The organism is Solimicrobium silvestre (assembly GCF_002976435.1).
GTDB lineage: Bacteria > Pseudomonadota > Gammaproteobacteria > Burkholderiales > Burkholderiaceae_D > Solimicrobium > Solimicrobium silvestre.
Genome location: NZ_PUGF01000015.1, coordinates 92,661 through 115,551, shown reverse-complemented (window position 1 = coordinate 115,551; position 22,891 = coordinate 92,661). Strand labels below are relative to the sequence as shown.

Genomic DNA, 22,891 nt, shown 5'->3' with positions numbered 1-22,891 from the left:
GTAGTTTGAATAGAAGTAAAAAAACCGGCTCATCATTGATGAGCCGGTTTTTTATTAAAAACATCCAAACAAAATACTATAAATGAACAACACAGAAGCATATACAGCAGAACGTTTAACACCTTCCGTAGCAACCTATTGTCACCTCAGATCTGCGGCCGGACTGAGTGCCAAAACAGAAGAAGCGGCACGCAAGGGATTGAAGGGAACGCTGTTCGCCGTCCAATTATTATTTCAGGGTGAGCCAATCGGTATGGGGCGTGTCATCGGAGATGGTGGCTGCTTCTACCAGGTCGTAGATATTGCGGTACTACCGGAACATCAGGGCAAAGGTTTAGGTAAACAGATCATGCATGAAATCATGGTATATCTGGAGGCTCACGCACCGAAAAGTGCCTATGTCAGCTTAATAGCAGACGGTAAAGCACGAGATCTCTATGCGCAATTTGGTTTCGCACCGACCGCACCAAAGTCGATCGGCATGGCGATAAAGATTTAAACAAGTTTTACCCAAAGCGCTGAACCACTTCAATCAATCTTCCGCTGCCATGCAGCGAACATGCCTGCCAACTAGGCAAATACGGCCATCGCAGTGAAACCATCAAGCGAAGCCAAAGGTGGCCTGCTGCTCAACGATGTGCCAGAGGATGCTTAAGGTGTCGTTCTCGCTTCATCAGGCGCGTGGCCTGTCTCAGAAAATGCGTGCGTGAGTGTTTCAAGCGTCTGCATGAAGTCGCATTGGTGCTGTTGATCGATTCACTCAATCGCACTTCGTGCAAAGTAAGCCGGTGCTGCCGCTGGGAAATCACCAAACTGAACAACTGAATTTGATCTGACAATTCCGCACTTCAAACCGGGCGACTGTCAGATCAAGTTGCAACTACTGCACATTAAGAAATTTGCACTTAGGAAATCTGCGCTACTGCCTCATTATCATCATCCACATCGCCTTCATCCAACAATTGCACTGGCAAGTTTTTAGTCGGTTTAACGCCTAATTTTTTAACCTGCTCAGCCTGTCGAATTAAATTACCACGTCCGCTAGATAATTTAGATTTGGCATCATCAAACGACTTTTGCGTTTGCCCAAGTTTTTTGCCGATGTCTTCCAAGTCTTCCACAAAACCCACAAATTTATCGTACAACTTAGCGCATTGCTGCGCTATTTCTTGCGCATTGCGGTTTTGCTGTTCTTGCCGCCAGATATAGGCAATCGTCCGTAAATTCGCTAACAAGGTACTTGGGCTGACCAATAAAACGTTTTTCGCTAACGCATCATTAAACAAACTCTGGTCATGGCTAAAGGCCAGCATAAATGCAGGCTCAACGGCGATAAACAACATCACAAAATCGGGTGCTTTTAAGCCGGTTAATGTCTGATAATTTTTTTCTGATAAACCTTTTATGTGGGCACGCACCGAAACCAGATGCAGCTTTAAACTCTCCGCCCGTTCGTCATCATTTGCAGCACTAACGTATCGCTCATACGCTACCAATGACATTTTAGCGTCCACAATCATGTGCCGACCTTCGGGCAAATGAATAATCACATCGGGTCGATGCAAGCCGCCCTCGTCACGCTCAAAACTGTTTTGCACCTGATATTCTTCACCGCGTCGCAAACCGGAAGATTCCAGTACTGTTTCCAATACCATTTCCCCCCAAATACCTTGCGTTTTATTATTGCCTTTCAGTGCTTGCGTGAGGTTGATTGCGTCTTCGCTGATTTTTCCATTTAAAGTCGCCAAACGTTCAATTTCATTTTTAAGCGTTAAGCGTTCTTTAGAATCTTTATCGTACGTATCTGCCACCTGCGTTTGAAACTGGTTAATTTTTTCTTGCAACGGCAGCAGGATCCCGCCTAAATTAATTTTATTTTGCTCAGTAAATTTTTGTGACTTCTCTTCTAAAATCTGATTTGCCAGTAATTGAAACTGCTGTCCAAATTCACTACGCGCGGCTTCCAGCAAAGCGAGTTTTTCAGACGTTTGCAAACGCTCGGCTTCCAGTCGAGTAGTTAATTCCGCTATTCTGGCCTGCTGCCCGGCTAGTTGCTGTTGCTGCTCGCTGTGTTTTACTTGCGTATCAATGGCTCGTTGCTGAGCCTGTGCAACGACGGCAGATTGCCCAGCCAACCGCTCTTTTAGTATCGCTATTTCTGTTTCACCTTGCTGGCGCATTTCTGCTACTTGATTACGTGTTTTTAAATTCACCACAATCCATGCAAACAGTGCACCCAAACCCAATCCCACGATTAAAAACACACTTGCTTCCATAGTCTTATTTCCTCTGTTTATTGACTGTTTTAATGCGGCATAATAGCATCTCAGGCTAGATTTTTAATTACAACATCATCAGCAGAATAGTTGATTTTGTGGTCTACTACTAGAATCTTACTCTGCACTATCACCCATCCATTAAATCTGCATGTCTGACCGAATTATTCCCATTATTGCGCAACTTAATAACAACTTACAGCCTCCCTATTCAGGTGCCCATACAGTTGCGAACGGCCTGTTGCTTGACACTCTGCAACGACCATTGCGCGATCTGCGTATTTCCGTCACCGATCGCTGTAATTTTCGTTGCGTGTATTGCATGCCGCGTGAAGTTTTCGATCAAAATTATCCGTATTTACCGCATAGCGCCCTGCTAACGTTTGAAGAAATTACCCGCCTTGCCAATTTACTGGTCGCGCACGGCGTAACTAAAATTCGTTTAACTGGCGGCGAGCCATTATTGCGAAAAAATCTAGAAAAACTGGTTGCCATGTTGCGCCGAATAGAAACACCCAGCGGCGTTCCTCTGGACTTAACACTCACGACCAACGGCGCGTTATTAGCCAAGAAAGCGCAACTACTTAAAGATGCCGGTTTAGATCGCGTCACCGTCTCATTAGACGCGTTGGATGACACGATATTTAAACGCATGAATGACGCTGATTTTTCTGTCACAGAAGTTTTGCATGGTTTAGACGTCGCGCAACAGGTAGGTTTAGGCCCGATCAAGATCAATATGGTAGTGAAAGCCGGAGTCAATGAAGGACAAATTCTGCCTATGGCGCGCCATTTTAAAGGCTCGCCATTCATCTTGCGCTTCATTGAATATATGGATGTGGGATCAAGTAACGGCTGGAAGATGGGTGAGGTTATTGCTTCGCAAACCGTCATCAATCAAATCAGCAATGCAGCGCCTGACATGCAGCTAATTCCGCTGCAATCAAACTACAGCGGCGAAACTGCGCAACGCTGGACATATGCTGATGGTAGCGGTGAAATTGGCGTCATTTCCAGCGTAACGCAAGCTTTTTGCCACGACTGCACTCGCCTGCGACTTTCTACCGAAGGCAAACTATATACCTGCTTGTTTGCCAGTCACGGACATGATGTACGTAACTTATTACGCGACAACTCCGATGATGCGCACATATCTAACGCACTGGCGCACGTTTGGCACATGCGCGGCGACCGTTATTCTGAATTGCGCAGCCAGCAAACCAGCCCGGAGATCAAGGTAAGCAAAGTGGAAATGTCTTATATTGGCGGCTAACGGAGCAGATAAAAGCGACCATGAACTCGACTATTGATTCGATTTTAAGTGCAACTACCGGTCTGATTTTAGCGGGTGGACGCGCTACCCGCATGCAAAATTGCGATAAAGGTTTGCAAGAATTAGATGGCGAAAGATTAATCGCTCACGTAATTACCCGACTAGCCCCACAAGTCACCTCCATTGCCATCAGCGCCAATCGGAATCTAGATGAATATGCCAAATTCGGCTATCCGGTTTGGCCCGATATTTCGCCCGATTTTGCCGGTCCGTTAGCTGGCTTGGAAAGCGGCTTAACATACTGCCAAACGCCTTATTTGCTCACCGTACCTTGCGACTCGCCATTTTTGCCCACGAATTTAGCGCAACGTTTAATGAACAAGCTCCAGCATCAACAGGCCGACATCGCCATTGCCTGCACAGGTGAGCTGGCTCACCTACAAGCGCAACCGGTATTTTGTCTCCTTAAAGCGTCGTGTCTGGAACAACTGCAACACTACTTGGCTGGCGGCGGAAGAAAAATGGATGGCTGGTATACGGAGTTAACTGTTGCCAGAGTCTATTTTGAGGATGAGGCGGAGTTTAGGAATATAAATACACGGGAAGAATTGCTGGCATGCTCAAATTTTAAAAAGGCATAGTTGCGTCTTAATCCGCAAAAAATCTGATTTTTACGGCAATTCATATACCGCCGTGTTTTTTTGATTTTTTAATGTATTCAATGGCTTTACCATCGATAAAAAAGTTATTTTTCAATAATATATAATGCCCAATATGATTAAAAGCTTATAGGCTATAAATACAAAAGTAATACTACCGTATTCTGAAATATAAAATCCATGTCCAAAACCAGCCAGCCAAGCACCGTCAATCTGTCAGTTAGCCAAGCTCAGCAGCAAATACAAGCGGCCATGCAGCCCATTGCAGATGCCCAGCAAATTAGCTTACGCAGCGCCTTAGATCGCATCGCCAGCAGCGACATCATTGCGCCGATGAATGTGCCCGCATTTGATAATTCCGCCATGGATGGCTATGCTTTTTGTGCGCAGGATTTAGCATTAAACACGCAGCTAAACTTAGTTGGATCTGCCTTGGCTGGTCATCCATATCAAGCTTCTTTACAAGTCGGACAAGCAATACGGATTACCACTGGAGCCAAAATACCAGAGCGCTGCGACACGGTTATACCGCAAGAATTAGCTGTGTTGATCGATGCAAATACGCTGGATATGCGCAACATCGTGGTGCGCGCCGGTGAGCATAAAAGAAATTGCGGTGAAGATTTAAGAATGGGCGAAATCGCCATCACCAAAGGATGCCGCTTAGGCCCCGCGCAGTTGGGTTTATTAGCTTCACTTGGCATTGCTGAAGTAAGCGTGCAACGGCGCTTACGCGTGGCGATTTTTTCTACCGGCGACGAATTGCGCTCAATTGACCAGGCGCTGGATGGCAGCAGCGTCTACGACAGCAATCGCGTCACGTTGCATGCGATGTTAACGCGCTTCGGTGCCGAAGTGATTGACTTAGGCGTGTTAGCAGACAACCCTGCCGAGCTTGAATCTGCCTTACTGAACATTGCCCCACAAGTTGATGCAATCATTACCTCCGGCGGCGTTGCCAGTGGCGCGGCGGACTACACAAAACAGGTTATGCAAACGTTAGGTGAAATCACGTTTTGGGCTATTAATATGCGCCCCGGCCGGCCATTCGCGTTCGGAAAAATCGCCGGAAAACTCAAGGACACGTATTTATTCGGTTTACCCGGCAACCCGGTTGCGGTGATGGTCAGCTTTTATTTTTTTGTTCGCCCGGCTTTGCAAAAACTCTCAGGCGCACCGATTTCCAACATACCGCAAATCAATGCCATTGCATCGCAGCCTATTTCCAAAAAAATGGGCAGAACCGAATTTCAACGTGGCATATGTAAAGTAAATCCACAAGGACAATTAGAAGTCAGCATCACTGAAAAACAAGGATCAGGAATTCTCAGCTCCATGTCACAGGCAAATTGCATGGTGGTTTTAAACGAAACACAGGCAGATATACAAGCTGGTGACACGGTTAAATTAGTCTTGTTTGAAGGCTTGATTTAACACAGGCACAAATTTGATTTGAATCAACGATGCACGTGCTGCACAACGATAAGATAAGCCATGTTTAATCGTTGGAGAAAATAGCATGAAAAAAATAAGCTTAGTAATCGCTTTGGCAGTCATTGGATTTAACTCTGCAAGCGTCATGGCGCAAGAAAGCCCTTGGTTGGTACGAGCACGGATCGTTGATGTTGATACCGCAAACAAATCTGATCCAATCGCCGGTGTTGGCGCATCCAATCAAATTACGGTATCAAACAAAGTTATTCCTGAGTTTGATATTTCGTATTTCTTCACGCCGAATTGGGCGACCGAATTAGTATTGACCTACCCACAAAAACACGATGTATATTTGTCTGGCGCTCAAATCGGTACCGTAAAAGAATTACCGCCTACTCTCACCGTGCAATATCACTTCACACCAGAATCGCAATTCAGCCCTTATTTAGGTGCAGGTATTAACTACACCAATTTCTCTAGCGTTGAACTGGCCAACGGCGCAATTTCTCTAGATAACCATAGTTTCGGCCTGGCTTTGCAAGCTGGTATCGATTACAAGCTCGATAAAAACTGGTCGCTCAACATGGACGTAAAGTATGTGCAAATGCGTAGCGATGTTTATCTGGGTGGATCGCAGATCAGCAATATCAAAATCGATCCTTGGCTAATCGGCGTTGGTGTCGGTTATCGCTTCTAAACCTGATTAAGCCTGCTTTAATGAAAATCGGTTGCGGCTATAAACGCAGCAACCAATTCTTCCAAGCCCTTCTGATCCTCTTCGCTAAACCGACTAGTACTCGGGCTATCGATATCAAAAACGCCGAATAACTGCCCGTCTTTTATCACCGGAATCACAATCTCTGCATTCGAAGCTGAATCGCAGGCGATATGTCCAGGAAAAGCATGTACGTCTGCCACCAATATAGTGCGACGTTCCAACGCCGCAGTACCACACACGCCACGACCAAATGCGATCCGTGCGCAAGCCACTTTACCTTGGAATGGGCCGACTAATAAATCTTTGCGTTGACTATCATTCCCAGCATTTTTTGCCGGCCTTACCCAATAAAAACCAGCCCAGTTCAAATCGGCAATCGCCTCATAAATCAACGCAGAAAACTGCGCTGCGTTAGCAGTCAAGTCGCGCTCACCATCGAGCAGACTGGTAACTTGGCGTGCAAGGATTGAATAGTCTGGCTTCAGTGCAGCTGCAGGGGATATAAACATAATGTGAGGATGAGTTAATTTGTGCGTTAATAAAAACAGTCTTACAAAAAAATGTTACTTCAAATTTTGACGGACTTGTTCAAAAAAACAAATCGCGGCGCAAGCTGCCACATTTAAAGATTCTATTTGTCCCTGATGTGGGATAGTTACCTGCTCAGTAGCGTATGCCATCAACTCATCCGACAAACCCTGCCCTTCATGGCCAAACAACCAAACCAGCGGTTGCTTTAAATCACAGTCATACACCGTTTGGGTGGCATAAGAACTGGTCGCCAATACCGGAATCGTGGTGTTTTTCAGCAGGCTCAGCAAATCCACATTTTCGTGAATTTCAAGTAAAAAATGCGCGCCCATGCCAGCTCGCATCACTTTAGGAGACCACGCTGAAACTGTCCCGGTACTGCAAAAAACATGGCGAATTCCCGCCGCCGCAGCACTACGCAACAAAGAACCTAAATTACCAGGATCTTGCAAGTTATCCAGCGCCACCGCCGTTTGGGTAATTTGTTCAGGCAATACCAGGCTCGGTGTTTGCGCCACAAAAAATATGCCGACGCCGTGCTCAACCTGGCTCAGCGCATGGTACAAAGCATCCGCTAAAATCAGTTGATGTTCGGTTTGTACCAGCAATGCCGCAATTTCCGGATGATGTTGTGAAGCCTCGCTCACCACGCACCATTGCGGCTGACCAATTTGCTCAAGATAAGATTGGCACAAGTGCACACCATCCAGCAAAGTGCAGTTCGCCTTACGGCGAGCTTGCGAGCTGGTTGCCAAATGTTTTAATTCTTTATAAAGCGCGTTTTCGCGCGAAGTAATTAGTTTCATACTTTAGGTAACAGTGCTCGAACTGGCGCATAGCTGACACGATGCACGGGCGACACGCCATGCTCTTTCAGAAGTGCCAAATGCAAGGCGGTTGGATAGCCTTTATGTTTATCAAATGCGTATTGCGGGTAGGTCGCATGTAATTCCATCAGCGACGCATCGCGCGCCGTTTTAGCTAAGATAGACGCGGCAGAAATCGCTTCCACTTTATCGTCGCCTTTAATGATTGCCTGAGAAGCCATCGACAATATTGGGCTACGATTACCATCGATTAAAGCTAGGCTGGGGGTAATCGATAAACCCTGCACGGCGCGCTGCATGGCTAACATAGTCGCCTGCAAAATATTAATCTGATCTATTTCCTGCTCAGATGCCTGGGCAATACACCAGGATAGCGCGTGTTTTTTAATTTCAATCGCTAACTGATCACGCTTCGCTTCACTGAGTTTTTTTGAGTCACGTAAACCTGCAATCGGATGCGCCGGATCAAGAATTACAGCCGCTGCAAACACCGCACCTGCCAACGGGCCGCGACCGGCTTCATCTACGCCGCATATGAGTTGATTTTCAAAATCAAACTCAACTTCACTTAACGGCAATTCATAGTTACTCATTACGGGTACTTTCAATTAATGCGTTCACTTTTTCACCATCTAAAAAATAATGGCACAGTTGTTGACCCGCGCCTGAAACAGTTACATCGGATGACAGTCGCGCGCACAAAACCGGCACCAATTCATCATACAAGGCAAGCAGATCCGGGTCTTGGTCTACATCCAATATCGTGAGTTGATAAGGTATATCAATCAACTGCTTTTCCAATGCGGCGCGCATGTCATCACAAAGATGGCAATAGCTCCGGCTGTATAAAGTGAAATGGATCATAAAAATGGATCAAAAACGCAAAAGGCTGCACACGATGTGCAGCCTATTAAGGTTAAATAAAGTTAAATAAAAATTAGTTTGCCGGCGTAGGACGCAATGGCACAAACTGGGAAGAATCACCACGACGCACCAACACGACCGCAACTTTCTTCGGATCTAATTTAGCAACCAGAGCATTAAACTGTTTAACATCTTTAATGTCGTTGTTATTTAACTGAGTAATTAAATCGCCCGGCTGCAAACCTGCTCGCGCTGCGCTACCGTCAACATTATCAACAATAACGCCTGCAGTTACTTTCAAATCACGCTTTTGATCATCCGTTAAATTAATAACATTCAAACCCAGTAAATTCGATTCAACTTCGGCTTCTTTTTCTTTAGCTGTCTTAGTTGGCTTGTCTTGTTCCATCTCGCCAGTCACCAAGGTCACGGTGCGTGTTTTGCCTTTACTCCAAAGTGTCACTGCTGATTTAGTACCAGGTTTAGTATTGGCAACGATGCGCGACAGCTCGGTCCATTTAGTCACCGGCTGACCATTAAATTCCAACACAATATCGCCAGCAACAATACCGGCTTTATCAGCTGGCAAACCTGGTTCCACCATGCTAATAAAAGCGCCCTGCCCTTTGCTTAAACCAAACGACTCAGCAACATCTTTTGGCACTTCAGATAATTTGATACCAATCCGGCTACGGCTCACTTTGCCGGTCGATCTCAATTGATCAACCACACGCATCGCTTCGTCAATCGGTACGGCAAATGAAATGCCCATGAAGCCGCCTGAGCGGCTATAAATTTGCGAATTAATACCAACAACTTCACCACGCATATTAATTAATGGCCCGCCTGAGTTACCCGGGTTCACAGCTACATCGGTTTGAATCAGGTTTAAAAAATCACCGGTATCACGCGACTTAGCAGACACAATTCCGGCAGAAACTGAGTTATCCAAATCAAACGGAGAACCAATGGCAATCACCCATTCACCGGCCTTAATTTTGTCTGAATCACCAATCGCCAGCCATGGCAATTTAGTACCTTCAATTTTGACCACGGCCACGTCTGTACGCTTATCAATTCCAATTACTTTAGCTTTGAATTCACGTTTGTCAGTCAGCTTAACGTACACCTCATCAGCACCATCCACGACATGGGCATTAGTGAGTACGTAGCCATCTTGAGAGACGATGAAGCCAGAACCTACGCCACGCGGCACTTCTTCTTCCGTTGCTCCTGGCGCAGGCTTAGCAGGCACTCTTTTGCGCGGTGTTGGCGCTGCGCCACCCGGGCCTTGCTGTGGCATTGGAATGCCAAAGAAGCGTTTAAACAATTCTTGCATTTCCTCGTCGGCATTCCCATCTTGGTTAACCGAGATTTTTTCTGTGGTGCGTATATTGACGACCGCCGGACTGGTTTTTTCTACCAGCTCAGTAAAATCAAAGGATGGCAATGCGGCAAACGCCGGCGTTGCGGTAACAAGTCCAGCAACAGGCACGACCAAAGTAACCGTTGCGGCTAACAGGATAGAAAGAAATTTATTCATAGTTGGACGTTGGTTATGAGGGGGTTGGATCGATATTTTAATCATATTTATCTTCAAAAGTGTAAAAAAATATTTATCACATCATTTCAATTTGTATTCAATTGAATCTGAAATTAATTTAATCGTCGCCAATGGCACTTCGCCAACAATAGTGAGCCAGAAATTGCCCTGCTGATGGCCGGAAATCAGAGTCGCTCCTTCTTGTGTGACACCAACCCGATGATCGCCATTCATCGGTTCAATAAATACAGAAATGGTGGCCAACCCATCAGAAAATACCAACTGCAATACTTCGTGTAAATCGGTTGATTTTTTAATGGAAGAACCATCAAAATGATGGTTAATTAAACGCCGTACTTCACGAATTTTTTTAAATCCCGCCGGTAATGATTTCACTGCCCAGCCAGATGCGGTTGAGACGGCAACAGAGCCGCGCACTGTTTTCCAATCACTGGTAGCTGTATAGCTGGTTTTTAAGCTATTTTCATCAATACTGCCAATAGTCAGATTACTAAAAGCAATTTGCTCTAAAACTTTGTTATTTAAACCGATAGTCTGCGCTTGCAACATGAGATTACTTGGAATTGCCGCACAAAAGCGATATCCATAACGCAATAAATCCTTGGGCTCAACAACAACCATACGGCAGTCGATGCCTGCAACACGCGCAACTTCAGCCAATTTGAACAAATAATGCTCACCCAAGTTGGCCCCATTAAAAGCCAATACCGCAGGAAACATATCTTGGGCCTGGCGTGTCTCAGGTCGTAATGTTTTAGTATCTGGCAGATAGCTAAGAATGTCTTCGTTATGACGAATATATTCACGTGGCCGACCATCTAATTTTTCTATTTTCTCCTGCTCATCACCAGCTTCAAAACGATGCGTGATACGTGAGGAAAGAAGCTCATTATCCTGCTGAAAAACGAAGGTGCCAGCAAAATTTGTTTTTTGCGCCGCCGTCTGTATTTTTTGCAAAATTGCTTGCGCCTCTACGGAATCATCAGCGAATGCAGGAACACCTGTCACCAACAGAATGCACGATAAAAATAGAGTCCTCATTACTTTCCTGCTTCTTGATTTGTTGGACTGGTTTCATATTCGACAGCACTATATGTCGAATTCGAGTAGCGTTGATGCGCCGCCAAATAGCTATCGATTTGTGGATCGCGTAGCATGTGGGATTTAGATTCATAACTAGTTGTGTGCGACGCCGATAAAGCGGCTAATTCTTTTTTAGCCTCAGCACCATTCATGGATGAACTATTTACTGCGGCAAACTGCCCTGCATAATATGGAGCACTGGTTTCAGCACCCTCTTGACCTGCGAAGCGTGGCACCAGAATCAAAGCAAAAGCAAACATCGCCGCCATTGCATAAGCAACTTTAGTGCTCACCTGGGAAAATGTTTTTGTTTTTGGAGTAAGCGGTTTTAAACCCAAATAAATTGGTTCAGCGGCTAAACTCGCAGCCATCCGGGCAGAGAACCCATCGCTGATACTAACGGACAACTCTTCCGAATTTAAAATATCACCTATTTTATGGTAAATATCCCAGTCATCTTTATGCTCTTGGGTACGTAATGTGGCCAAAATAGCGCTCAATTCATGATCAGCTTGCTCACCATCAACCAAGGCTGAAATCTGTGATTGCCTATTTTGCTCATTTTGCATATTCGTATTCATATCAAATCCTATTCTTACTCAAGCAGCCAACTGATTACCAGCGTTTATCCAATGAAGTACCCAGTAATGGGCGAATTTTATTTGCGATCGATTCACGTGCTCTAAAAATTCTACTGCGTACTGTTCCAATCGGGCAATCCATCATGTCAGCAATTTCATCATAACTTAAGCCTTCAATTTCGCGCAGTGATATTGCAATTCGTAAATCTTCTGGTAAAGCATTCATTGCTTCATTCACTGTTGCCGCCAACTGCTTTGACGCCAAAATTGACTCTGGCGTATTCGACTCTCGCAATCCGCCTGCATCTTTAAAGGTTTCTGCCTCCTGTGCATCACTGTCGGTTGAGGTTGGTACCCGACGACGCTGGGAGATCAAATGATTTTTTGCCGAGTTAACCCCAATTCGGTACAACCAGGTATAAAACGCAGATTCACCACGAAAATTAGGAAGAGCGCGATAAGCTTTAATAAAAGTTTCTTGCATCACATCTTCCGCTTCTGCGTGATCTTTTACAAAATACAAAATTAAACGCATTAATTTTCGTTGATATTTAACAACTAGCAATTCAAATGCACGTTTATCTCCTGCCTGTACGCACTCAACCAATACCTGATCTACATCGCGTTCTGTTGTCACTACACGTCCCCCTGTTTCTTTGCAACATGCACGCGCTACAAATATAGACTTTGGGCACTATTTTTAGTTCCCCAAATCATTATTTAGAACTGCCGCTACATTGTTTTCAATCTTGCTGAACTAAATGGCCACCTAGGAAATACTTCTATTATCACGGGAGCTGTTGTGCTGAAATCTTACTTTTTTATGAAGTTGGTGATTCAGCATGCGCAACTATCCACTTACAGGCTACAGATAGTCGGCGAAATTCATCCCTACTTAGAGCGTCAGAGAGTATCACTAAATTTATCATTACATCATCTTCCAGGCAATGTAGACGTAAAAATAATACGCGTGCCCATAAAGTGGTGCCGCTCATCAAATAAAAAGGATTACTTTCAAAAAACTCTCGGTTTGTTGGGGTAATAGCCGATGAGGAAACTGGCAGGCAGCGTAACTGCCCTTTGCCATCGATAGCAATGTGCCATATTTTTTTAGCATTTTTTTGATGCTGAAAAAAAATGCGGTATGCCGCCAGCCCACAAAGAACAGCTAAGAAAGAGCGAATTAAAATTGAAGGAACATCTAAGCATCCGATGTAAATGCCGATCAGCACCAACAGGATGGAGAATGAAATTGCGCATAAGCGCAAAATTTTAGAAGGATGTAGTAAGACTGAAATCGCGATTGACATTAATCAGGCAAAAAAATAGCGACTTAAATATTAAAGTCGCTATTTTCAGAGTTCACTTAAATCTTACCAAAAATCAACGTGCCATTTGTTCCGCCAAACCCAAATGAGTTCTTAACAGCAATATTAATTGGCATTGCTCTGGCAGTATTTGCACAATAATCCAAATCACAAGCTGGATCTTGATTGAAAATATTAATCGTTGGCGGCGATAATTGATGATGCACCGCTAACACGGTAAATACCGACTCCAAACCACCAGCGCCACCCAACAAATGCCCAGTCATTGATTTAGTCGAATTCACGACTAATTTTTTAGCATGGTCACCGAAGGTACGCTTAATGCCCACCGTTTCAGCTAAATCGCCTAGCGGAGTGGACGTGCCATGCGCATTAATATAATCCACCTGATCAGGATTAATTTGAGCACTCTTTAATGCCGCATTCATACAACGCTTTGCGCCATCGCCATCTTCCAGCGGGGCTGTCATATGATAAGCATCTGCACTCATACCAAAACCAAGTACTTCAGCATAAATCCGTGCGCCACGAGCCTTAGCGTGTTCATATTCTTCCAGCACCATCACGCCGGCACCTTCACCTAATACGAATCCGTCACGGTCTTTATCCCATGGACGTGAAGCTGTTGCAGGATCATCATTGCGTGACGAAAGTGCGCGAGCCGATGCAAAACCACCCAAGCCCAATGGTGACATAGTCGATTCAGCACCACCAGCAACCATCACATCGGCGTCGCCGTACTCGATCATACGAGCAGCAGCACCGATACAATGCAGGCCAGTTGAACATGCCGTCACGATCGATAAATTCGGGCCTTTTAATCCATATTTAATCGACAAATGGCCAGAAATCATATTAATGATGGAAGCTGGCACAAAGAAAGGACTAATTCTACGTGCGCCACGATTAGTGTATTCCGTATGTGTTTCTTCGATCAGCGGCAAACCACCGATTCCTGAACCCACCATGACACCAATACGCTCAGCATTTTGCTCTGTTACAACCAAACCACTGTCTTGCATTGCTTGCATACCTGCCGCTAAACCAAAGTGGATAAAGGTATCCATGTGGCGAGCTTCTTTGGCGGGGATGTAGTCTTCGATATTAAAACCCTTCACTTCACCACCGAAATGGGTGGTAAATGGGGAAGGATCAAATTTTGTGATGGTGGCAATACCTGATGTACCGGAGGTTACAGCACTCCAGGTGTCAGATAAGTTATTTCCAACTGGTGATACGCAGCCCATTCCTGTGACTACGACACGACGATGTTGCGAGCGGCTCAAGCGATTCTCCTGGAGTCGGTCAAATAATTAAAAGCAATTTTAATGCACTCATTGCGCTTAAAGGGGACAACCGGAACATCAGCAAGCAATATAACATCTACTGTTTACCGTCTGCTGCGTTACCGTGTTATCACCCAATACTTTTAACTGAAAAGACAGTATAAATTACGCTTTTAAATGAGCAGTTGCGTAGTCGATAGCTTGTTGTACAGTCGTGATTTTTTCAGCTTGTTCGTCTGGAATTTCCATTTCGAATTCATCTTCCAAAGCCATGACCAATTCAACCGTGTCTAAAGAATCAGCGCCCAAATCATCTACGAAAGAAGATTCAGTTTTGATGTCGGCTTCAGCTACACCGAGTTGTTCGGCTACAATTTTTTTAACACGTTGTTCGATATCTGACATTTAGGTCTCCATGATGTGTGTTACAGAAAGTGCGCGCATTTTAACAGACTTATGCGCAAAAAAAAGGGGGTTTATCAAATTACGAATTATCTTCAGGCAACTTCTGCCAAATTCAGCTTAATTTTAGAGTTCTGGCACTAAACTAATACTAACCTGCAACAAATTAATTTTAACTTAAATACATGCCGCCATTAACATGCATTGTCGTACCAGTAACATAAGCCGCTTCAGAGGAAGCCAGGAACAATGCTGCAGCAGCAATTTCTTGCGGCTGCCCCAAACGCCCTAATGGAATTTGCTGCAAAATTGTCGCGCTTTGCTGCTCATTTAAGGCCTTAGTCATATCTGTATCAATAAAGCCTGGCGCGATACAATTCACTGTAATGTTGCGACTGCCAATTTCACGTGCCAACGCACGGCTCATTCCAGCCACGCCCGCTTTTGCAGCAGCATAGTTAATTTGACCGGGATTACCTGCCGAAGCTACCACCGAAGTGATGTTAATAATACGCCCGTATTTGGCCTTCATCATCGTGCGCAACACAGCACGAGAAAGACGCGCTACCGCAGTCAGATTGGTGGTAATTACATCATCCCATTCCTCATCTTTCATGCGCATAGCCAATTGATCTTGAGTAATGCCGGCGTTGTTCACCAAAATGGACAGGCCGTTATTTTCCTTTTGAATTTGCTCAACCAAAGCCACACTAGCAACCGGATCGCACACATTCAAAACTACGCCACACCCCTTACCAGCCTCAGCCAAATAAGCCGAAATATTTGCAGCTCCTGCTTCGGTCGTCGCAGTACCGATAACTGTCGCACCGCGCTCCGCCAATAAAGTCGCTATAGCGCGCCCTATTCCACGTGAAGCGCCAGTAACTAAAGCAACTTGTCCGGTTAAATCGAAAATTGGTTTCATTATTTTTTAATCTCCAGCATGTTCAACGACTCAGCGTCAAAATTTTATTTAATGAAGCATCATCAAATAAAGCCTCACCCACTAAATCAGAGTTAATACGCTTTACCAGGCCGGTCAACACCTTGCCAGGACCGCATTCAACGATATGTGTAATTTCTTGCTCAGCCATTTTTTGAATAGTTTCAACCCAGCGCACCGGATTAGCAGCCTGACGCACCAACGCATCTTTAATATCAGCAGCATCCCGCAAGATCGTCACATCCACATTATTAATCAATTGAATTTGCGGCTCAGCAAATGGTACTTGCTGTAAATATTCGCGCAATCTATCAGACGCTGGCTTCAACAAAGAGGAATGAAATGGTGCCGAAACAGCCAACACCAAAGCGCGCTTGGCGCCACGTGCTTTTGCCGCTTCGCAAGCGCGCTCAACAGCCGCTTTGTGACCAGCAATAACCACCTGAGCAGGTGCATTAAAATTAACCGGCTCAACAATTTCACCTTGCGCCGACTCTAAACAAACCAAACGCACGTCTTCATCAGACAAACCCAAAATAGCAGCCATACCACCAACACCGAATGGCACCGCTTCTTGCATTGCCTGAGCACGGAACCGCACCAGCGGCACAGCATCTTTAAACGCCAAAACACCAGCAGCAACCAAGGCCGAATATTCACCCAAGCTATGCCCTGCCACAAAAGCAGGTTTAGCGCCCCCAGCTTCTAACCATGCGCGATAACAAGCAACTGCGGCGGTGAGCATGACAGGCTGGGTATTAACGGTTAAGTCCAATTCTTCCTTAGGACCTTCAGCAATTAACTTCGCCAAATCAAAATTCAATACATCCGCTGCCTCGGCAACTGTTTGTTTCACTATCGGATGATCAGCAAAACCATTCAACATGCCAATCGCTTGGGAGCCTTGCCCAGGAAATACAAAAGCAAATTTATTCATAAACGAAAATAACTCACTAAATAAGTATGAAATATATCAAAAATTAATTACATCTTGACGACAGCAGCACCCCAAGTAAAGCCGCCACCAACGCCTTCAATTAACACCGTCTGACCTGGCTTAATGCGACCATCACGCACGCCACAATCCAGCGCGAGTGGGATTGACGCAGCGGAGGTATTACCATGCTGATCGACAGTCACGATCACTTTATCCAACGGCAAATGTAATTTTTTAGCCGTGCTTTGCATAATGCGGATATTTGCCTGATGTGGCACCAACCAGTCCAAATCTGCGGAAGTCATATTGGCGATTTCCAATACTTCGCGGGCGACTTTTTCAAGCACAGAAACAGCCAACTTAAATACCGCCGGACCGTCCATATATACGAAGGCACTACCCTCAACAACTCCGCCAGCTGCTTTTCCCGGAACCGACAAAATATGCGAATAATTTCCATCAGCATGCAATTTAGTGGCCAGCACGCCCGGCTCATTTGACGCAGACATTACCACCGCGCCTGCGCCATCGCCAAACAATACGCAGGTACCGCGATCATTAAAATCAAGGATACGAGAGAAAACTTCTGCACCAATAACCAGAACGTTTTTATTGTTTCCAGCCTTAATCATGGCATCCGCAACAGAAACGGCATAGATAAATCCACTACAAACTGCCTGCACGTCAAAGGCAGCGCAACCGGCAATTCCCAGTTTTTTCTGAACTATGCATGCCGTACTTGGAAAACCACCCAAATGATCCGGCGTTGAAGTCGCCAGAATGATTAAATCAATTTGATTTTTATCTAAACCAGACATCTCAATCGCGCGCAGCGCCGCATGCACCGCCAAATCACTTGCGCTCACATCCGACTCAGCAAAATGGCGAGCGGAAATACCGCTACGAGTAAATATCCATTCATCGGACGTTTCCACGCCCTGCTCGGCCAACTGCTTAGTTAAATCGTGATTAGTAACTCGCTTAGGCGGCAAATAACTGCCAGTACCGGTAATTTTGCTAAATATCTTCATACTATTTATGCTCTTTATTAACTAGCTAGTTCCAGTTTCGCCTAGCGGGGTTTCTGATGATACGTCAATTGCGCCCGCAACTGATTCTGACACTGGCTGCGCTACCAACTCGTTCATGGCAGAGGCAATATGTTCCAACACGCCATTTTTGGCTGCGTCGTAGGCACGTTGTATCGCCCATTCAAAACTATAGGCATCTGCACCGCCGTGACTCTTAATCACCAAACCGCGCAAACCCAATAAACTCCCACCATTATAATTGGATGGATTTAATCTGCTTCCAACTGCTTTTAATGCACTTCGCGCAATTAAAGCACCCAACATCGTGATGAAGTTACGCTTAAATTCGGCATTCAAAACGGTTTTAACGAAACGCCCCAAACCTTCCGCGGCCTTCAGGGTAACATTGCCGACAAAGCCATCACAGACCACAATATCGGTCGTTCCAGCGAAAATATCGTTACCTTCCACATTGCCATAAAAATTAATCACACCCTTAGCGTGCTCATCACGCAATAATTGAGCGGTTTTTTTAACGACATCATTTCCCTTAATATCTTCCTCACCAACGTTCAGCAAACCCACCGTCGGCATTGCCGTGCCCTCAACCGCAGAAAACAAGGCTGCAGCCATAATGGCAAACTGCTGCAAGTGCCTAGGCTCACAATCTACATTGGCGCCTAAATCAAGCATATAAGTCGGTTTATTTTTTTGATTCGGCAAGATGCTGCAAATTGCTGGCCTATCGACGTTAGGTAAAGTCTTTAACACATAACGTGAAATAGCCATTAGCGCGCCGGTATTCCCAGCGGAAACACAGACATCAGCCTGCTCATCTTTAATTTGGTTAATAGCTACTCGCATGGAAGAATCTTTTTTGCGGCGCAAAGCCACTTCCAAAGGATCTTCCATCGTTACCACTTCACTTGCGTGAACTATTGAAATGAATGGAAAGCGTGAATGATGATCAAATTTTAGTTTTTTTAATTCTGATCGAATAATATTCTCTTGCCCCACCAAAATCATCTGCACATCTTCTGTACGTTTAACAAAAGAAACTGCCGCTGCAACAGTAACAGCTGGGCCATGATCACCGCCCATGCAATCAATTGAAATACGTATGGTCATTTTTTAAATCGTCTCCTGAATTCAGGGTTGAATACGTTAAGTTGCCTATTGTAGATTGCTTAGGACTTACGCATCACTATGCTTTTTTGCACGATGACAAACACCAGTCCGATTGAATACTATTCAAATCAGAAATAGTTTAGGAATAAAATACACGAATCAGGCACAAAAAAAGCGGCGCCAAGTAAAAACTGGTTACGCCGCTTCATTGTTGCCTAGCACAATTAAGCGCTGTGCTTTTTTCAACTCTTAACTAAATTCGTCGAGTAGATTACTCGTCGTTTTTAGTTTTCAGTACTTTGCGACCACGATAAAAGCCATTTGGGCTGATGTGATGACGCATATGCGTTTCACCAGTTGTTGGCTCGATAGACAATTGTGGTGCGACTAAAAAGTCGTGTGAACGATGCATACCGCGCTTAGACGGGGTCTTTTTGTTTTGCTGAACAGCCATGATAACTCCTAATACTCGAACTTAAGTTCTGAAATTTTAACATATCCGGCCAGCAAACTCGTCGTCCCAGCCAAGAAACCTTACTACTTTTTAAAACATGATCAGTTTTTTGACAACTGATCCTTCAATGCGGCAAACGGCGAAACCTTCTTTGCAGTCGCAAATGCATCAAGTTTCTCCTTAGAGGGACAAACCTCATGCTTTGGCGATAACGGAATAGCCAATAATGCCTCATCCTCAATCAATGCAATGATATCGAATGCCTTACTTCCTACAATTACTTCAATTCCATCGTCTTCCAGAGAAGTATCTAACTCATCCGCAGCCTGCTCATCCTTAGCTAAAAGCATTTTTGCGTCTGATGAAATCTGAAAAACATAAGGTGTTAAACACCGTTGACACACTAATTGCACAGTTCCAGTAACGGTTAATTGCAGACTAGGATAACCGATAGTATGTGTATTCCCTACTAGCGTCCATTCCACTTCACCATCGTCTGAAACACATTCTGCGCGTAGTCTAGCTAACTCAGACAGTTTTAATTTCCCTGTTTGTTGTTCGCTATTTCGGCAAAAAGCAAACGCATCAATGATCAGCATAATGCATTACACCCTTAGAAAACCTGCGATAATAACAGCATTCTTCCTTTTCCGCCAAAGGTTTACGTAAAAAATGACTGTCTTATGCAACGAAAACCGCATCATACTCGCTTCTAGCTCTATTTACCGCAAAGAATTGTTATCACGCCTGAATCTTCCGTTTGAAGTGATGATTCCCGATATTGATGAAATTGCTTTTCCCAGTGAAACACCCCAAGCAACCGCTCTGCGTTTAGCCGAGCAAAAGGCGCGCGCTATTGCCAAAATAGCACCCGGCGCAATCATCATCGGCTCGGATCAGGTAGCTACGCTAAATAATTTACACATCGGCAAACCCGGCAATCATCAAAACGCGCTTGCCCAATTGCAAATGATGCGTGGCAAGCAAGTTATTTTTCATAGTGCCTTGTGCGTATATCAAGATTGCCAGCCAATGCCGTTGGTTCAAGTTGAAAACGTGCAGACCAGTGTAACGTTTCGAGATTTATCGGACGCTGAGTTAGATGCCTATCTGCGCATTGAACAACCTTATGACTGCGCAGGTAGCGCAAAAAATGAAGGTTTGGGAATTGCCATTCTTGAGCGCATCGACAGTAGCGACCCCACTGCGCTAACTGGTTTGCCGCTCATTACTCTCACCAGCATGTTACGGAAAGCTGGCGTCAGTTTTTTTAAACCAACCTAATCATTCAGCGGATCACTAGCCGCCAGCGGGCGGCTCGCCCTGCGCTTTAGCCTGCTTTATTTCACGAACAAAGGTAAGCACAGCTGTACGAATGCTGGTCAGCACGGTTGCAGAGTTGAATGGCTTCACGATGAAACCTCTGACCCCATGCTCTTGGCCCTGCTTGATTGTTTCCGCATCAAAACTATTTGACACAAGGAAAACAATGGTTTTAGGTAATTCCTTACGAATATTATCCAAAACGGCCATTTTATCGTCTTCAACCTGCCCTAAATCCATACAGATTAGTTGTGGCTTTAATTTAACCATGCGCGCAATGCTGGAAGAACTGACATTGCCGCCGCCAATGACTTCATGACCGCCATTGGTCAGCATTGTATTCAACAATCCGCGTGAGATGGCATTGCCATCGATAACAACCACTTTTAGCATGGGACTTTCTCCAGGCTTATAGGCACTTCATCATTCATATTACTGTGAAGCTGAGCACTATTGCTCACTTTCACAATAAGATGGAAATTTGCCATTTGCAAGTTTTCCCTCAGCAAGGAAACACTTTATTAATTGCTTCTTGTTAAATATAATGCCGCCAGACTAACAAATCTCTACAATTCTTTACATTTCCGTGTCATCCAAAACCGTCGCTCAAGAGCTAATAGTTGTAAGGCGATAATTATTGGCTCGCCTCCCATTGCATAGTCTTACTCTAATATTGGAAAATATGATGAAAAATAGCACTCTAATCTGCAGCGCAATTGTTCTTGCAGCAGCCACCTTGGTATCAGGTTGCGTTGTCACCCCAGCACCCTATCACTACCGCGCTGAAGTAGTTTACCCAGACGTTGCACCACCGCCAGTCATTGTTTATACCGCACCGCCAGCACCTCAAGTTGAAGTTGTGGGCGTAGCACCTGTTTCAGGCTATTTCTGGATTTCCGGCGTTTGGCTCTGGGAAGGCGGACACCATGTTTGGCATTCAGGACATTGGGCAGCTCCTCGCCCAGGATATGCATGGGTACCGCATCACTGGCACCAAGAAGGTAATGCGTGGCACATGGATGGCGGACATTGGCAGCGTCATTAATTGACACATGAATTGGCTAAACTTATAACAGTTTAGCCAATTCAACAAAAACTGTTGTCACACATCATGCTCAATGAGCAATCACACACCTCCGCTCTTCCACGGCATTAACTGCATCACATTAATCTGCACACATCCGTTTTGCGCGATTTTTCCATTGATCGCAGCACGCTATACGCGCATTACTTCACCCGATTTCAGCACAAAAACATAAGCCAAGGCTTGTTTAATTTGCCAGATTTATTTTTTGCATATACACACATGCTGAACTAGACTGGCTTTATCACCTCTAGGTATTAGGGTCTGCCAACAATCAAATTTATAGATATGCTTTCTTGTTGCGTAATGGAGTGTATTTTGAGTTCTCGACATTCAACAACTAACCGGATAGCATTTTTACTAATTTTTTTCGTGGTGTCGCTTCAATTCGTGTCGGACGCAAATGCTCAACAATGGCTGAAAATCACCTTAACCGAGCAGGAATATCCGCCACTAATAATTCATGGCAATGGTACTGAGGGCGTACTCACTGAGATCGTACGCGAGTCATTCAAGCTAGCCAAAGTTGAAGCCGTATTTACCTCCGTTCCCAATAACCGGGCAATTACCGGACTGATGCAGGGCTTATATGAAGGCAGTTATGGTTGGGCACACAGCCGGGAGCGGGATGCCAAGTTAATCTACTCAAGCAAGCCGATTTATTTTTTACGGATCGTATTTTTTCAGCGAAGTGGCGAAGGCCTTGAATGGAATTCCTTAACGGATTTAGCGCAATATACGATAGGCGTCACCATGGGAAATTACTACTCTGACGAGTTCGAATCGTTAAGCGCCTCAGGCGCACTACATACTGATCCTGCGCCGAGTGATATTTCCAATTTTAAAAAGTTGCTGATTGGTCGAATACATTTATTCCCCATAGATCAAGATGTTGGGCTATTTCTTTTGAAAAATAATTTTTCGCAAGAAGAGCGAAAAAAAATTACTTTTCAACGTAAAGCAATTTCCATAATTCCTGTCTATTTGGTCGTAAGACGTAATCTGCCACAGGCCCAAGAGTTACGCGATCGCTTCGATCAGGGTTATCAGCAACTGGCAGATTCTGGTCAATTGGAAAAAATTTTAGCATTACATAAATCTCAGTTGTTGCTTCAGCAGTAACGTCAAAATAGTCACCGATCACCCATTCCATCTATCAGCGACC

General features: G+C 44.9%; 27 protein-coding genes. 8 read left to right on the top strand and 19 right to left on the bottom strand.

Features of this window, described 5'->3' with window-relative positions; genetic code table 11:
- Window positions 1-82: 82 nt before the first annotated feature.
- Window positions 83-499: a GNAT family N-acetyltransferase gene (locus tag S2091_RS15685; protein ID WP_105532888.1), complete on the top strand. Its 417-nt coding sequence runs from the start codon at window positions 83-85 to the stop codon at window positions 497-499.
- Between the two features lie 406 nt (window positions 500-905).
- Here the strand turns inward: S2091_RS15685 and S2091_RS15680 are convergent, their stop codons facing one another.
- On the bottom strand, window positions 906-2,276 hold the full coding sequence (locus tag S2091_RS15680) for a DNA recombination protein RmuC (protein ID WP_105532887.1): 1,371 nt from the start codon (window positions 2,274-2,276) through the stop codon (window positions 906-908).
- A 151-nt stretch (window positions 2,277-2,427) separates the two neighbouring features.
- On the opposite strand from S2091_RS15680, the gene moaA reads away from it, so the two are divergent.
- From moaA to S2091_RS15660, 4 genes are all read left to right on the top strand, one after another.
- The gene (gene moaA / locus S2091_RS15675) at window positions 2,428-3,549 is read left to right on the top strand and encodes a GTP 3',8-cyclase MoaA (protein ID WP_105532886.1); all 1,122 of its coding nucleotides are present in this window, start codon (window positions 2,428-2,430) and stop codon (window positions 3,547-3,549) included.
- 20 nt (window positions 3,550-3,569) lie between these two features.
- Window positions 3,570-4,190: a molybdenum cofactor guanylyltransferase MobA gene (gene mobA / locus S2091_RS15670; protein ID WP_105532885.1), complete on the top strand. Its 621-nt coding sequence runs from the start codon at window positions 3,570-3,572 to the stop codon at window positions 4,188-4,190.
- Window positions 4,191-4,388: 198 nt separating this feature from the next.
- Complete coding sequence (moeA, locus tag S2091_RS15665) at window positions 4,389-5,642, top strand: molybdopterin molybdotransferase MoeA (RefSeq protein ID WP_105532884.1); 1,254 nt, start codon at window positions 4,389-4,391, stop codon at window positions 5,640-5,642.
- An 85-nt stretch (window positions 5,643-5,727) separates the two neighbouring features.
- Window positions 5,728-6,339 (top strand): OmpW/AlkL family protein, encoded by a 612-nt coding sequence (locus tag S2091_RS15660; RefSeq protein WP_105532883.1) that lies wholly within the window; start codon window positions 5,728-5,730, stop codon window positions 6,337-6,339.
- 17 nt (window positions 6,340-6,356) lie between these two features.
- Here S2091_RS15660 and S2091_RS15655 read toward each other — a convergent pair whose 3' ends face one another.
- The 17 genes from S2091_RS15655 to S2091_RS15575 all read right to left on the bottom strand — a co-directional run bounded on the left by S2091_RS15655 (window position 6,357) and on the right by S2091_RS15575 (window position 19,918).
- Complete coding sequence (locus tag S2091_RS15655) at window positions 6,357-6,869, bottom strand: GAF domain-containing protein (protein WP_105532882.1); 513 nt, start codon at window positions 6,867-6,869, stop codon at window positions 6,357-6,359.
- Between the two features lie 54 nt (window positions 6,870-6,923).
- Window positions 6,924-7,697 (bottom strand): TrmH family RNA methyltransferase, encoded by a 774-nt coding sequence (locus tag S2091_RS15650; protein WP_105532881.1) that lies wholly within the window; start codon window positions 7,695-7,697, stop codon window positions 6,924-6,926.
- Entirely contained in the window at window positions 7,694-8,311 is a 618-nt protein-coding gene (gene rnhB / locus S2091_RS15645) for a ribonuclease HII (protein WP_105532880.1), read from the bottom strand. The genes S2091_RS15650 and rnhB overlap by 4 nt, the downstream gene beginning before the upstream one ends.
- Window positions 8,304-8,582 (bottom strand): glutaredoxin family protein, encoded by a 279-nt coding sequence (locus S2091_RS15640; RefSeq protein WP_105532879.1) that lies wholly within the window; start codon window positions 8,580-8,582, stop codon window positions 8,304-8,306. The genes rnhB and S2091_RS15640 overlap by 8 nt, the downstream gene beginning before the upstream one ends.
- Window positions 8,583-8,655: 73 nt before the next feature.
- Complete coding sequence (locus tag S2091_RS15635; protein WP_105532916.1) at window positions 8,656-10,125, bottom strand: DegQ family serine endoprotease; 1,470 nt, start codon at window positions 10,123-10,125, stop codon at window positions 8,656-8,658.
- Window positions 10,126-10,206: 81 nt separating this feature from the next.
- Window positions 10,207-11,187 (bottom strand): MucB/RseB C-terminal domain-containing protein, encoded by a 981-nt coding sequence (locus S2091_RS15630; RefSeq protein WP_105532878.1) that lies wholly within the window; start codon window positions 11,185-11,187, stop codon window positions 10,207-10,209.
- Complete coding sequence (locus S2091_RS15625) at window positions 11,187-11,810, bottom strand: sigma-E factor negative regulatory protein (RefSeq protein ID WP_105532877.1); 624 nt, start codon at window positions 11,808-11,810, stop codon at window positions 11,187-11,189. The genes S2091_RS15630 and S2091_RS15625 overlap by 1 nt, the downstream gene beginning before the upstream one ends.
- Window positions 11,811-11,844: 34 nt before the next feature.
- Window positions 11,845-12,447: an RNA polymerase sigma factor RpoE gene (gene rpoE, locus S2091_RS15620; protein WP_105532876.1), complete on the bottom strand. Its 603-nt coding sequence runs from the start codon at window positions 12,445-12,447 to the stop codon at window positions 11,845-11,847.
- A gap of 184 nt (window positions 12,448-12,631) precedes the next feature.
- Entirely contained in the window at window positions 12,632-13,042 is a 411-nt protein-coding gene (locus tag S2091_RS15615) for a hypothetical protein (RefSeq protein ID WP_133166926.1), read from the bottom strand.
- A 134-nt stretch (window positions 13,043-13,176) separates the two neighbouring features.
- Window positions 13,177-14,424, bottom strand: coding sequence for a beta-ketoacyl-ACP synthase II (gene fabF, locus S2091_RS15610; protein WP_105532874.1), 1,248 nt, complete (start codon window positions 14,422-14,424; stop codon window positions 13,177-13,179).
- 165 nt (window positions 14,425-14,589) lie between these two features.
- Window positions 14,590-14,829 (bottom strand): acyl carrier protein, encoded by a 240-nt coding sequence (gene acpP / locus S2091_RS15605; protein ID WP_105532873.1) that lies wholly within the window; start codon window positions 14,827-14,829, stop codon window positions 14,590-14,592.
- A 169-nt stretch (window positions 14,830-14,998) separates the two neighbouring features.
- The gene (gene fabG, locus S2091_RS15600; RefSeq protein ID WP_105532872.1) at window positions 14,999-15,751 is read right to left on the bottom strand and encodes a 3-oxoacyl-ACP reductase FabG; all 753 of its coding nucleotides are present in this window, start codon (window positions 15,749-15,751) and stop codon (window positions 14,999-15,001) included.
- Window positions 15,752-15,773: 22 nt separating this feature from the next.
- Window positions 15,774-16,706, bottom strand: coding sequence for an ACP S-malonyltransferase (gene fabD, locus S2091_RS15595; RefSeq protein WP_105532871.1), 933 nt, complete (start codon window positions 16,704-16,706; stop codon window positions 15,774-15,776).
- Window positions 16,707-16,753: 47 nt separating this feature from the next.
- On the bottom strand, window positions 16,754-17,737 hold the full coding sequence (locus S2091_RS15590; RefSeq protein ID WP_105532870.1) for a beta-ketoacyl-ACP synthase III: 984 nt from the start codon (window positions 17,735-17,737) through the stop codon (window positions 16,754-16,756).
- A gap of 21 nt (window positions 17,738-17,758) precedes the next feature.
- On the bottom strand, window positions 17,759-18,865 hold the full coding sequence (gene plsX, locus S2091_RS15585; RefSeq protein ID WP_105532869.1) for a phosphate acyltransferase PlsX: 1,107 nt from the start codon (window positions 18,863-18,865) through the stop codon (window positions 17,759-17,761).
- 271 nt (window positions 18,866-19,136) lie between these two features.
- A complete protein-coding gene (rpmF, locus tag S2091_RS15580; protein WP_105532868.1) occupies window positions 19,137-19,319 on the bottom strand; it encodes a 50S ribosomal protein L32 in 183 nt (60 codons plus the stop codon).
- Window positions 19,320-19,420: 101 nt separating this feature from the next.
- Window positions 19,421-19,918 (bottom strand): YceD family protein, encoded by a 498-nt coding sequence (locus tag S2091_RS15575; RefSeq protein WP_105532867.1) that lies wholly within the window; start codon window positions 19,916-19,918, stop codon window positions 19,421-19,423.
- Window positions 19,919-19,991: 73 nt separating this feature from the next.
- Here S2091_RS15575 and S2091_RS15570 point away from each other — a divergent pair, with 73 nt between their 5' ends.
- A complete protein-coding gene (locus S2091_RS15570) occupies window positions 19,992-20,603 on the top strand; it encodes a Maf-like protein (RefSeq protein WP_105532866.1) in 612 nt (203 codons plus the stop codon).
- A 15-nt stretch (window positions 20,604-20,618) separates the two neighbouring features.
- Here the strand turns inward: S2091_RS15570 and S2091_RS15565 are convergent, their stop codons facing one another.
- Complete coding sequence (locus S2091_RS15565) at window positions 20,619-21,035, bottom strand: ANTAR domain-containing response regulator (protein ID WP_105532865.1); 417 nt, start codon at window positions 21,033-21,035, stop codon at window positions 20,619-20,621.
- Window positions 21,036-21,327: 292 nt separating this feature from the next.
- On the opposite strand from S2091_RS15565, the gene S2091_RS15560 reads away from it, so the two are divergent.
- The gene (locus S2091_RS15560; RefSeq protein WP_105532864.1) at window positions 21,328-21,687 is read left to right on the top strand and encodes a YXWGXW repeat-containing protein; all 360 of its coding nucleotides are present in this window, start codon (window positions 21,328-21,330) and stop codon (window positions 21,685-21,687) included.
- Between the two features lie 357 nt (window positions 21,688-22,044).
- Window positions 22,045-22,848 (top strand): substrate-binding periplasmic protein, encoded by an 804-nt coding sequence (locus S2091_RS15555; protein ID WP_243405453.1) that lies wholly within the window; start codon window positions 22,045-22,047, stop codon window positions 22,846-22,848.
- Window positions 22,849-22,891 lie beyond the last annotated feature (43 nt).